This window comes from Bordetella pertussis 18323 (assembly GCF_000306945.1).
In the GTDB taxonomy this organism is placed as follows: domain Bacteria; phylum Pseudomonadota; class Gammaproteobacteria; order Burkholderiales; family Burkholderiaceae_B; genus Bordetella; species Bordetella pertussis.
The window spans coordinates 949009-960516 of record NC_018518.1; the positions used below are offsets into that span (position 1 = coordinate 949009).

General features: G+C 69.5%; 11 protein-coding genes. 7 read left to right on the forward strand and 4 right to left on the reverse strand.

Annotated features, from left to right (window positions below):
* Window positions 1-31: 31 nt before the first annotated feature.
* The 6 genes from ribBA to BN118_RS04535 are packed head-to-tail and all read left to right on the forward strand — an operon-like array spanning window position 32 to window position 4372.
* Entirely contained in the window at window positions 32-1207 is a 1176-nt protein-coding gene (ribBA, locus tag BN118_RS04510) for a bifunctional 3,4-dihydroxy-2-butanone-4-phosphate synthase/GTP cyclohydrolase II (RefSeq protein ID WP_010931501.1), read from the forward strand.
* A 13-nt stretch (window positions 1208-1220) separates the two neighbouring features.
* The gene (gene ribH, locus BN118_RS04515; protein ID WP_010931502.1) at window positions 1221-1742 is read left to right on the forward strand and encodes a 6,7-dimethyl-8-ribityllumazine synthase; all 522 of its coding nucleotides are present in this window, start codon (window positions 1221-1223) and stop codon (window positions 1740-1742) included.
* Between the two features lie 7 nt (window positions 1743-1749).
* Window positions 1750-2214 carry a transcription antitermination factor NusB gene (nusB, locus tag BN118_RS04520; RefSeq protein WP_003808599.1) on the forward strand — a complete coding sequence of 155 codons (465 nt, stop codon included), beginning with the start codon at window positions 1750-1752 and terminating at the stop codon, window positions 2212-2214.
* A gap of 39 nt (window positions 2215-2253) precedes the next feature.
* Window positions 2254-3270: a thiamine-phosphate kinase gene (gene thiL / locus BN118_RS04525; RefSeq protein WP_010931503.1), complete on the forward strand. Its 1017-nt coding sequence runs from the start codon at window positions 2254-2256 to the stop codon at window positions 3268-3270.
* Entirely contained in the window at window positions 3267-3809 is a 543-nt protein-coding gene (locus BN118_RS04530) for a phosphatidylglycerophosphatase A family protein (RefSeq protein ID WP_019247451.1), read from the forward strand. Before thiL ends, BN118_RS04530 begins: the two co-directional genes overlap by 4 nt.
* Complete coding sequence (locus BN118_RS04535; protein WP_003808604.1) at window positions 3806-4372, forward strand: CinA family protein; 567 nt, start codon at window positions 3806-3808, stop codon at window positions 4370-4372. Before BN118_RS04530 ends, BN118_RS04535 begins: the two co-directional genes overlap by 4 nt.
* A gap of 137 nt (window positions 4373-4509) precedes the next feature.
* Here BN118_RS04535 and pyrF read toward each other — a convergent pair whose 3' ends face one another.
* The 4 genes from pyrF to BN118_RS04555 all read right to left on the reverse strand — a co-directional run bounded on the left by pyrF (window position 4510) and on the right by BN118_RS04555 (window position 8086).
* A complete protein-coding gene (pyrF, locus tag BN118_RS04540; RefSeq protein ID WP_003808606.1) occupies window positions 4510-5331 on the reverse strand; it encodes an orotidine-5'-phosphate decarboxylase in 822 nt (273 codons plus the stop codon).
* A gap of 7 nt (window positions 5332-5338) precedes the next feature.
* Complete coding sequence (locus BN118_RS04545) at window positions 5339-6658, reverse strand: NAD(P)/FAD-dependent oxidoreductase (protein WP_010931505.1); 1320 nt, start codon at window positions 6656-6658, stop codon at window positions 5339-5341.
* Between the two features lie 50 nt (window positions 6659-6708).
* Complete coding sequence (locus BN118_RS04550) at window positions 6709-7107, reverse strand: diacylglycerol kinase (RefSeq protein ID WP_003808610.1); 399 nt, start codon at window positions 7105-7107, stop codon at window positions 6709-6711.
* 88 nt (window positions 7108-7195) lie between these two features.
* The gene (locus BN118_RS04555; protein WP_003808614.1) at window positions 7196-8086 is read right to left on the reverse strand and encodes a YihY/virulence factor BrkB family protein; all 891 of its coding nucleotides are present in this window, start codon (window positions 8084-8086) and stop codon (window positions 7196-7198) included.
* Window positions 8087-8387: 301 nt separating this feature from the next.
* On the opposite strand from BN118_RS04555, the gene brkA reads away from it, so the two are divergent.
* Window positions 8388-11420 (forward strand): serum resistance autotransporter BrkA, encoded by a 3033-nt coding sequence (gene brkA / locus BN118_RS04560; protein WP_010931506.1) that lies wholly within the window; start codon window positions 8388-8390, stop codon window positions 11418-11420.
* Window positions 11421-11508: the final 88 nt, after the last annotated feature.

Below are 11508 nucleotides of genomic sequence, written 5' to 3' on the forward strand. Positions count from 1 at the left end.
TGCAGCTTTCCAGCCTGGACGCGCCCGATTCATGTCTGCCCAGATTTCCCCGCTCAACGCCGGCGCTGCGCCGGAATCTTTCGGCATCGCCTCGGTGCCCGAGATCATTGCCGAATTGCGGGCAGGCCGCATCGTCATCCTGGTCGACGAAGAAGACCGCGAGAACGAGGGCGACCTGGTCATGGCCGCCGAGTTCGTCACGCCCGAGGCCATCAATTTCATGGTCACCCACGGCCGCGGCCTGGTGTGCCTGACCCTGACCGAAGAACGCTGCCGGCAGCTCGACCTGCCGTTGATGGCCAGCCGCAACGGCACTCGATACGGCACCAATTTCACGCAATCCATCGAGGCCGCCGAAGGCGTGGAGACCGGCATTTCGGCCGCCGACCGCGCCCGCACCATCCAGGTCGCGGTGGCGCGCGACGCCCAGCCGTCCGATCTGGTGCAGCCCGGCCACATCTTCCCGGTGCGCGCGGTGCCCGGCGGCGTGCTGGTGCGCGCCGGCCACACCGAGGCCGGCTGTGACCTGACCGCCATGGGCGGGCTGACCCCGGCGGCCGTGATCTGCGAAATCCTCAAGCCCGACGGCACCATGGCGCGCCTGCCCGACCTGGTCGAATTCGCGCGCGAGCACAAGCTGAAGATCGGCACCATCGCCGACCTGATCCAGTACCGCAGCGAGCACGAATCCATCATCGCGCGCATGGGCGAGCGGATGATGCAGACTCCCTGGGGCGATTTCCGCTGCATCGCCTACCGCGACGACGCCACGCGTTCGCCACATCTGGCGCTGGTACACGGTAATATCGATCCCGAGCGCGAGACATTGGTGCGGGTGCACGAGCCCGCCTCGCTGTTCGACGTGCTGGATACGGGCGCCAGCCCGCACAGCTGGAGCGTGGGCCAGGCGCTGCATGCCATCGCCGCCTCGCCGGCCGGCGTGCTGGTGCTGATGAACTGCCAGTCGTCCACCGAACACCTGTTTGGCCAGATCGCCAACTGGGCCGGCCCCGCCGAGCGCGCGGCCGCCCAGGAAGGCGACCGATTCGGGCTGCGCACCTACGGCATCGGTGCGCAGATCCTGCGTGATTTGAACGTGGGCCGCATGAAACTGCTGGCCCGTCCCCGCAAGATGCCCAGCATGGCGGGCTTCGCCCTCACCATTACGGGTTACGATTGCGTCCCTCCGAACCTACGCAACGACTGAACAAGGCCGACACATGAATCCCTACATTCTTACCCCCGACCTGAACGGCGAAGGGCTGCACATCGGCATCGTGCGTGCCCGTTTCAACGAAGAAATCGGCCAGGCCCAACTGCAGGCCTGCCTCGAAGAGCTGGGCAAGCTGGGCGTGGACGAGCGCGACGTGATGGTGGTCAGCGTGCCGGGCGCGCTGGAGCTGGGCGTGGCCCTGGCGCGCATGGCCGAAAGCTATGAATTCGACGCGCTGATCGCCCTGGGCGCGGTCATCCGCGGCGAAACCTATCACTTTGAAGTGGTCAGCAACGAGAGCGCCGCGGCCATCAGCCGTATCGCGCTCGAAACCGGCATCCCCGTGGCCAATGGTGTGCTGACCGTCGATACCGACGAGCAGGCGCAGGCCCGTGCTGCCGGCAAGGGCGCCGATTGCGCCCAGGTGGCCGTGGAAATGGCCAACCTGGCGGCGGCGCTCGAGCCGGAAGAAGACGACGAAGACGACGAGGACGAAGATTTTGACGACGAAGAAGACGACGGCCGCTGATAACGCGGTGCAGGCCCGCGCCAACGCGCGCAGCGCGCGGCGCCGCGCGCGCGAGTTCGCGCTGCAGGGCGTGTACGCGTGGCTGTTGCGCGGCGGCGAGGGCACCCAGGACGCCGGCGAAATCGACGCCCACCTGCGCGATGCCGAGGATTTCTCCGAGGCCGACGCGCAGTGGTTCAAGACGCTGCTGCACGGCGTGCTGCGCGAGGCGCCGGTGCTGCGTGAGCGGTTCCTGCCGTACATCGACCGGCCGCTGGCCGAGCTGTCGCCGGTCGAGCACGGCATTCTGCTGATAGGCAGCTTCGAGCTGATGCACCATGTCGAAGTGCCGTACAAGGTTGCCATCAACGAGGCGGTCGAACTGGCCAAGTCGTTCGGCGGCACCGACGGCTTCAAGTTCGTCAACGGCGTGCTCGACAAGCTGGCGGCCGACGTGCGCACGGCCGAAGTCCAGGCGGCGCCGCGGCGCTGACCTTCCGCGGGCGCGCCCGCGCGGCGCGTCCGTTCGCGTTTGCTGGCAGGAGTCGCCTTGGCGTCCGAGTTCGACCTGATCGCGCGGTATTTCACCAGGCCGGCTCCCGATGGCGTGCTCGGCGTGGGCGATGACTGCGCGCTGTTTCCCGTACCGCCCGGCCAGCAAGTGGCCACCAGCACCGACCTGCTGATCGAAGGGCGGCACTTCTTTCCCGACGTCGATCCGCAGGCGCTCGGCCACAAGGCGCTGGCCGTCAATCTTTCCGACCTGGCCGCCATGGGCGCGCGCCCCGTCGGCTGCCTGCTGGGGCTGGCGCTGCCCGGCGTGGACGAAGCGTGGCTGGCGGCGTTTGCGCGCGGCTTCCAGGCCCTTGCCGATACGCACGCCTGCCCGCTGATCGGCGGCGACACTACCCGCGCCCCGCAAGGGCTGCTGGCCATCAGCGTTACCGTGTTCGGCGCCGTGGCGCCCGGCCACGCGCTGCGCCGCGCCGCCGCGCAGCCGGGCGACGATGTCTGGGTTTCCGGGGAGCTGGGCGCGGCCGATATCGCCTACCGCTTGCTCGATCGCCAATTGCCCGCCGACCCCTTGCGCCTGGCCGCCACCCGCGCGGCGCTGGAGTGGCCGCGGCCGCGTGTCGAGCTGGGCATGGCGCTGGCCGGCCTTGCGCGCGCCGGCATCGACATTTCGGACGGCCTGCTGCAGGACCTGGGCCACATTCTTGCCGCCAGCGGCGTGGCGGCCGAATTGCGTTACGACGCGCTGCCCGTCGCGGCCGCGCTGGCCGGCCTGCCGGCCGAGACCGTGCGCCGCGCCGCGCTGGGCGGCGGCGATGTCTACGAACTTTGCTTCACCGCCGACCCGGCGCATCGCCAGGCCATCCGACAGGCGGCGCACGGCGCGGGCGCGCCCGTCAGCCGCATTGGCCGCATCCTGGCGGGACAAGGACTGCGCGTGCTGGACGCCGATGGCGCGCCGCTGGGCGAACTGCCGGGCGGCTTCGATCATTTCTCCGACGCAACGGACCAGCCGGCCCCCGACCGCCGACCATGAACCCGCCCGACGCCAACCCCGACCCGACTTCGATGCAGGTGCGCACGCGCGTGTCCTATCCCAGCTGGAGCTGGGTGCGCGCCAGGCCCGCGCGCCTGCTGGCTTTCGGCCTGGGCAGCGGCCTGTTGCGCCCGGCCTCGGGAACCTGGGGCACCTTGCTGGCCTGGCTGAGCTGGTTCGTCTTCGCGCCGCTGGCGCCCGACTGGGCGCTGGGCATGGGCATAGCCGCGGCGTTTGCCTATGGCTGCCTGGCCTGCGGACAGGCCGGCCGGGAACTCGGCGTGTCCGACCACGTCGGAATGGTATGGGATGAAATCGTGGCGTTCTGGCTGGTGCTGTGGCTGGTGCCGCAGACCGTGGCCGCCCAGGCGCTGGCGTTCGTCCTGTTTCGCGTATTCGATATTGCCAAGCCGCCACCCATCAAGTATTTCGACGCGCGCATCAAGGGCGGGTTCGGCGTGATGTGGGACGATATCGTAGCCGCCGCCTATACCTTGCTGGTCATGGCGATTCTGGTCCGCATGGGAGTATTCACATGAGCTTGCACGACACCCAGGGGCGCGCCGGCCTGGCGCCCACGCCGCTGACGGCGGCCGCCATCCAGGGGCTGGCGGAAATGGTCGGAGAGGCGCTGTTGCGGCGCGACTGGATGATGGGCACCGCCGAGTCGTGCACCGGCGGGCTGCTGGCCGGCGCGGTCACGTCGGTGGCCGGTTCCAGCGACTGGTTCGAGCGCGGCTTCGTCACCTACAGCAATGCGGCCAAGGTCGCCGAGCTGGGCGTTTCGGGCGAGACGCTCGATCACTATGGCGCGGTCAGCGAGCCCGTGGCGCTGGAAATGGCCAATGGCGTCCTGCTTGCCACGCCGTCGGCGCAAGTCGGCGTGTCCACCACGGGCATCGCGGGTCCGGGCGGCGCCACGCCGGGCAAGCCCGTCGGCATGGTGTGCTTCGGCTTCGCCATGCGCGCCCACGGCGGCATCACCTCGCGCGCCATCACCCATGTGTTTCCCGGCGATCGCGCCCAGGTGCGCAACGCCTCGGTCGAGTTCGCGCTGCGTGGCATCCTGGAATTCCTGGGAGAGCCGGTCAATCGAGGCTGACTTTCTCGGGTGCCAGTCCCCGCCGGGGACAGGCACCTGGACACCCAGATTCAACGTGTGCCTGTCCCCCTGCGGGGACAGGCACCCTGAGAAGTCAGCGGGTGCCAGTCCCCCTTCGGGGACAGGCGCCCGGGGGGTTACGTTCTTACCGCGTTGATGGCGTCGCGCAGGCCGCGCGCGGCTTCGCCGGCGGCCTGGCGCCAGTCTTCGCCCGTGCTGGCGTACAGGATGGCGCGCGACGAGTTGATCATCATGCCCGCGCCGGCGCTGTTGGCGCCCGCCTGCACGGTGGCGTTGATGTCGCCGCCCTGGGCGCCGATGCCCGGCACCAGCAGCGGCACGGCATCGCCGATGCGCTGGCGCACCGCCGCCAGTTCGTTGGGGAAGGTCGCCCCGACCACCAGGCCGCACTGGCCGTTGGCGTTCCACTTGTCGGCCACCAGGCCCGCCACATGCAGGTACAGCGGCTGGCCGTCGGCCATTTTCAGGAACTGCAGGTCCGAGCCGCCAGGGTTGGACGTGCGGCACAGCACGATGACGCCGCGGTCGCCCCAGGCCAGGTACGGCTCGACCGAGTCCAGGCCCATGTAGGGGCTGACCGTCAGCGCGTGCGCCTGGTAGCGTTCGAATGCCTCGCGGGCGTAGTTCTCGGCGGTCGAGCCGATGTCGCCGCGCTTGGCGTCCAGCACGATGGGCAGGTCGGGATGCTGCGCGCGGATGTGCTGGCACAGGGCTTCGAGCTGGTCTTCGGCGCGGTGCGCGGCGAAATACGCGATCTGCGGCTTGAAGCTGCACGCGTACGGCGCGGTGGCGTCGACGATGTCGCGGCAGAACTGGAAGATGGCGTCGGGCTTGCCTTCCAGTTCGCGCGGAAAGCGCTTGGGGTCGGGGTCCAGCCCCACCTGCAGCAACGATTGGCTGGCGCTCCAGGCGTGTTCGAGTTTCTTCAGGAATGTCATGGCGAGGTCAGTGCAGTTTGACCCTGGGACGGGTGCGCCGCATCAACAGGCGCGCCAGGGCAAGCGTGGCGGTCCGCGAAATACCGAGTACCGCGCGGTGGTGCATCAGGTGCAGACTCATGTACATCAGGCGCGCCAGTGTACCGCTTACGAACAGGCCGCGCCCGGCCAGCTTGCCCATCAGGCTGCCCACCCCGGACCCCTGGCCCAGCGAAACCAGCGAGCCGTGGTCGTGGTACGCATAGGCCTCGGTGGGTTCGGCGGCGTTGCGCAGGCGGGCCGTCAGCTTGCGCGCCAGGTAGTCGGCCTGCTGGTGCGCCGCCTGCGCGCGGGCCGGCACGGTGCGTCCGTCCTTCCAGGGCGCCGCGCAGCAATCGCCCAGCGCCAGGATGTGGGGATCGGGGCTTTCCTGGCGTTCGTTGACTTCCAGCTGGCCCAGCCGATTGAGCGGCAGGCCCAGTTGCCGGAACAGCGGCGGCCCTTCGATGCCGGCGGCCCACAGGCACATCGTGGCCTCGAAGCGCCGGCCGTCGGCGGTGACGACATGGTCGGCGCCGACTTCGGCCACCCGGCAATCGGTTTCGACGCGCACGCCCAGCTCGGTCAGGCGGGCGTGGGTCGCGCGCGAGATCTTCTCGGGCAGGGCCGACAGAATGCGCGGCGCGCCTTCGACCAGCGTGATGACCAGGTCGCGGTCGGCGCGGAAATTGGGCAGTCCGTAGGCGCTGACCACATGGCTGGCCTCGATCAGCTCCACGGCCAGTTCGACGCCGGTGGCCCCGCCGCCGACGATGACCAGGTCCAGGCGCGCGGAGGGGTCGTGAACCTTGCGCAGGTCCACCTGCACCATGGCCTTGAGCATGGTCAGGCGGAACTGCTCGGCGTTCTCGGTGGTGTCCAGGGTAACGGCGTGTTCGGCCGCGCCCGGCGTATTGAAGAAGTTGGAAGTGCTGCCCATGGCCAGCACCAGCGTATCGTACGAGAGTTCGCGCGGCGGCAGGACCTGCTGGCCGGACGGGTCGGCCACCGGCCCGACCTGGATCTGGCGCCGCTCGCGCTCGATGCCCTGCAATTCGCCTTGCGCGAACGTGAAGTTGCACATGTTGGCCAGCATCAGGTAGGACAGGCCTTCCTGGTGGATGTCCAGCGTGCCGGCGGCGGCTTCGTGCAGGGAGGGTTTCCAGATGTGGAAAGGGCGGCTGTCGACCAGCGTGACGCGCTCGCGCCCGTGGGCGCGGCCCAGCTTGGCGGCCAGTTCGAGGCCGCCGGCGCCGCCGCCCACGATGACCACGCGATGAGGGGAACCTGTATTCGGGGTCTGCGTCATGCGGCAAGTATAGAGTGGCCCGGCGCGCTTGGAAACGGCGGCGCCGCCGCTCAGTCCAGGACGAAGCGGCTGATGAGCACCGCCACCCAGACCGCCAGGGTGAACAGCAGCATCAGCATGACCGCGGCGCTGCCGAGGTCCTTGGCCCGGCCCAGCAGGGGATGGGTCTCCACCGACAGGGCGTCGGCCAGCGCCTCTATGGCGGAATTGAGCAGCTCGGCCACCAGCACCAGGATGACCGAGGCGATCAGGATGAAGACTTCGTCGGTGGTGCGGCCCAGGAAGAATGCCGCGGGCACCAGCAGGATGGCCAGGACCAGCTCCTGGCGGAACGCCGCCTCGTATTTGATGGCTGCCTTCAGCCCTTGCAGCGAGTAGCGCAGCGCGTTGAGAATGCGGCGCAATCCGCCTGTGCTCTTGAAGGGGGAGGGATGAGGGGTATGGGCCATGGTCGGATTGTGCGGCGTCTAGGGTTGGCTGGCCGCGTTTTTAACAGATATGTGTTGCCCGCGTGAGCCCTGCGGCCGCCTGCCGCCTTCAGGCGGGGGCGGCCCGGCGCAGGCTGCCGAAGCGCTCGGCGAACTGCCGGGTGAAGACGGCGCCGAAGAAGAAAATCTGCGCTGAATAATAGATCCACAGCAGCAGCGCGATCAGCGAACCCGCCGCCCCGTACGCCGATACCGCCGCGCCGCGTCCCAGGTACAGGCCGATGCCCCATTTGCCGGCCAGGAACAGCGCCGCGGTCACGATCGCGCCGGGTATCACGTCGAGCCAGGGAATGCGCTTGCTGGGCAGCAGCTTGTAGACCACGGCGAACAGCGCGGTCACCACCGCGAACGAAAAGAGGTTCGACAGCCAGTCGGCCGCCATCGCGAAGGCCGATGTGCTCCATAGATCGCCGTAGTATCCCTTGGCCGCGCCCAGCGCCGCGTTGAGGGTCAGCGAAAGCAGCAGGAACAGCGCCAGCACCAGCACCAGGCCGAATGACAGCATGCGGCTGCGCACCAGCCCCTGCAAACCGCTCTTGTCTTCCTTGACGTCCCACAGTTCGTCCAGGCTGGCCTTGAGTTCGGCGAAGGCCGTGGTGGCGCTGAACACCAGCACGCATATCGACAGCAGCGCGGCCAGCCAGCCGCTGCCCGATTCGTGCGCGCTGGCCAGCACCGTCTGGATCACCTCGGCGCCGCGCTCGCCGGTGAGGTCGCGCACCTGGCTGAACAGTTCCGAGCGCACGGCCTCTTCGCCAAAGAAGGCGCCGGCCACCGCGATCACCAGGATCAGCATGGGCGCCAGCGAGAACACCATGTACAGCGACAGCGCCGCCCCCTTGCTGGAAGCGCGATGGCGCGACCATTCGCGGGCCGAATCGGTCAGCAGCGCGCCGATGTCGCGGAGGTGGGGCAAGCGGATCTGGCGTGGCAAGCGCATGGCCTCGGGTTGGATGGGACAGCTTGGTGGCGGAAGTATCGACCGTGGCCGGCCGCGGTTCGAGGAGGTCTTCCGGACTTCATGACGTCGTGCGCAATTCTCATAGGAAAGCACGGCTATTCAGGAAAGCTCTTGTTGGGCCTCGGACTTCATCCGGCATTCATTATGACGTGGGCTTTGGATACTGCGCAAATCCCCGCATGGCTCGTGCCTGATCCCGCCGGGACGCAGTCGTTTCCTTCGCGTCACCGGCGTCGTACGGCAGGCGGGTCGGTTTGTTCAACTTCTCTTTTGGTGGCACATGTATCTCGATAGATTCCGTCAATGTCCGTCTTCCTTGCAGATCCCGCGTTCCGCGTGGCGCCTGCATGCGCTGGCCGCAGCTCTGGCGCTGGCCGGCATGGCCCGGCTGGCGCCCGCGGCGGCGCAGGCGCCGCAGCCGCCCGTGGCCGGCGCGCCGCATGCGCAGGACGCCGGGCAGGAAGGAGAGTTCGACCACCGGGACAACACGCTCATTGCAGTCTTTGACGACGGCGTCGGCATCAATCTCGACGACGATCCCGACGAGCTCGGCGAGACGGCGCCCCCCACGCTCAAGGACATCCACATCTCGGTGGAGCACAAGAACCCGATGAGCAAGCCGGCCATCGGGGTGCGTGTCAGCGGCGCCGGCCGCGCGCTGACGCTGGCCGGCTCGACCATCGATGCCACCGAGGGCGGCATTCCCGCAGTGGTACGGCGCGGCGGCACGCTGGAGCTGGATGGCGTCACCGTGGCGGGCGGGGAAGGGATGGAGCCGATGACGGTCTCTGACGCCGGCAGCCGCCTGAGCGTGCGCGGCGGCGTGCTGGGCGGCGAAGCGCCGGGCGTCGGCCTGGTCCGGGCCGCGCAAGGCGGCCAGGCGAGCATCATCGACGCGACGCTGCAGAGCATCCTCGGGCCCGCGCTCATTGCCGACGGCGGCTCCATTTCCGTCGCCGGCGGTTCGATCGACATGGACATGGGCCCGGGATTCCCGCCGCCGCCTCCACCGCTTCCCGGGGCGCCGCTGGCCGCGCATCCGCCGCTCGATCGCGTTGCCGCGGTGCACGCCGGCCAGGACGGCAAGGTGACACTGCGGGAGGTGGCGCTGCGGGCTCACGGGCCGCAGGCGACGGGCGTCTATGCGTATATGCCTGGCAGCGAAATCACCCTGCAGGGAGGCACAGTCAGCGTGCAGGGCGATGACGGGGCCGGCGTGGTCGCCGGCGCGGGCCTGCTCGACGCCTTGCCGCCCGGCGGCACGGTGCGGCTGGACGGAACCACGGTGTCGACCGATGGCGCCAACACCGATGCCGTGCTGGTTCGCGGCGACGCGGCGCGCGCCGAGGTCGTCAACACCGTGCTGCGCACCGCCAAGAGCCTGGCCGCCGGCGTATCGGCCCAGCATGGAGGCCGCGTCACGCTGCGGCAGACCCGCATCGAGACCGCGGGCGCGGGGGCCGAGGGCATCTCCGTGCTGGGCTTCGAGCCGCAGTCCGGCTCCGGCCCGGCCAGCGTCGACATGCAGGGCGGCAGCATCACCACGACCGGCAACCGCGCCGCCGGCATCGCGCTCACCCACGGCAGCGCCCGCCTGGAAGGCGTGGCGGTGCGCGCCGAGGGCAGCGGCTCGAGCGCCGCGCAGCTGGCCAACGGCACGCTGGTCGTCAGCGCAGGGTCGCTGGCCTCGGCCCAGTCCGGCGCGATCAGCGTGACCGACACGCCGCTGAAGCTGATGCCGGGCGCCCTGGCCAGCAGCACGGTCTCGGTCCGGTTGACCGACGGCGCCACGGCGCAAGGCGGCAATGGCGTGTTCCTCCAGCAGCATTCCACCATTCCGGTGGCGGTTGCCCTCGAGAGCGGCGCCCTGGCTCGCGGCGATATCGTCGCCGACGGCAACAAGCCCCTCGATGCCGGGATCTCCCTCAGCGTGGCCAGCGGCGCCGCCTGGCACGGCGCCACCCAGGTGCTCCAGTCGGCCACGCTGGGCAAGGGCGGAACCTGGGTCGTGAACGCCGACTCCCGGGTGCAGGACATGTCGATGCGCGGCGGGCGGGTCGAATTCCAGGCGCCCGCGCCCGAGGCCTCTTACAAGACCCTGACCCTGCAAACCCTGGACGGCAACGGCGTGTTCGTGCTGAACACCAACGTCGCCGCCGGGCAGAACGACCAGTTGCGGGTCACCGGCCGCGCCGATGGCCAGCACCGCGTGCTGGTGCGCAATGCCGGAGGCGAGGCCGACAGCCGGGGCGCCCGCCTGGGCCTGGTGCATACCCAGGGGCAGGGCAACGCCACCTTCCGGCTGGCCAACGTCGGCAAGGCGGTTGACCTGGGCACGTGGCGCTACAGCCTGGCGGAGGATCCGAAGACGCATGTCTGGAGCTTGCAGCGCGCGGGCCAGGCCCTGTCGGGGGCGGCCAATGCCGCCGTGAACGCGGCGGATCTTTCCAGCATCGCCCTGGCCGAGTCCAACGCGCTGGACAAGCGCCTGGGCGAGCTGCGCCTGCGCGCCGACGCCGGCGGGCCATGGGCGCGTACGTTCAGCGAGCGCCAGCAGATCAGCAACCGCCACGCCCGCGCCTACGACCAGACGGTCAGCGGGCTGGAGATCGGCCTGGACCGTGGCTGGAGCGCGTCGGGCGGGCGCTGGTACGCCGGCGGCCTGCTCGGCTACACCTATGCCGACCGCACCTATCCCGGCGACGGTGGCGGCAAGGTCAAGGGCCTGCACGTCGGCGGCTACGCCGCCTATGTCGGCGATGGCGGCTACTATCTCGACACCGTGCTGCGGCTGGGCCGCTACGATCAGCAATACAACATTGCCGGCACCGATGGCGGCCGCGTCACCGCCGACTACCGCACAAGCGGCGCCGCATGGTCGCTCGAAGGCGGGCGCCGGTTCGAGCTGCCCAACGACTGGTTCGCCGAACCGCAGGCCGAGGTCATGCTGTGGCGCACGTCAGGCAAGCGCTATCGCGCCAGCAATGGCCTGCGCGTCAAGGTGGACGCCAACACCGCCACGCTGGGCCGCCTGGGCTTGCGCTTCGGCCGCCGCATCGCCCTGGCCGGCGGCAACATCGTGCAGCCCTACGCCAGGCTCGGCTGGACGCAGGAGTTCAAAAGCACGGGCGATGTGCGCACCAATGGCATTGGCCATGCCGGCGCAGGCCGCCACGGCCGCGTGGAACTGGGCGCGGGCGTCGACGCCGCGTTGGGCAAGGGGCACAACCTCTATGCTTCGTACGAGTACGCGGCGGGCGACCGGATCAACATTCCGTGGTCGTTCCACGCCGGCTACCGCTACAGCTTCTGAGCGAGCTCCAATGAAAAACCCCGCCAGGCGAACCTGGCGGGGTTTTTTTTGGGAAGGCCGCGCCGCGGCAAGCCGCGGCGGTTTCGGC

Coding starts and splice junctions, on each gene's coding strand:
- ribBA (WP_010931501.1), top strand. CDS start 32: ATGTCTGCCCAGATTTCCCCGCTCAACGCCGGCGCTGCGCCGGAATCT.
- ribH (WP_010931502.1), top strand. CDS start 1,221: ATGAATCCCTACATTCTTACCCCCGACCTGAACGGCGAAGGGCTGCAC.
- BN118_RS04530 (WP_019247451.1), top strand. CDS start 3,267: ATGAACCCGCCCGACGCCAACCCCGACCCGACTTCGATGCAGGTGCGC.
- BN118_RS04535 (WP_003808604.1), top strand. CDS start 3,806: ATGAGCTTGCACGACACCCAGGGGCGCGCCGGCCTGGCGCCCACGCCG.
- pyrF (WP_003808606.1), bottom strand. CDS start 5,331: ATGACATTCCTGAAGAAACTCGAACACGCCTGGAGCGCCAGCCAATCG.
- BN118_RS04545 (WP_010931505.1), bottom strand. CDS start 6,658: ATGACGCAGACCCCGAATACAGGTTCCCCTCATCGCGTGGTCATCGTG.
- BN118_RS04550 (WP_003808610.1), bottom strand. CDS start 7,107: ATGGCCCATACCCCTCATCCCTCCCCCTTCAAGAGCACAGGCGGATTG.
- BN118_RS04555 (WP_003808614.1), bottom strand. CDS start 8,086: ATGCGCTTGCCACGCCAGATCCGCTTGCCCCACCTCCGCGACATCGGC.
- brkA (WP_010931506.1), top strand. CDS start 8,388: ATGTATCTCGATAGATTCCGTCAATGTCCGTCTTCCTTGCAGATCCCG.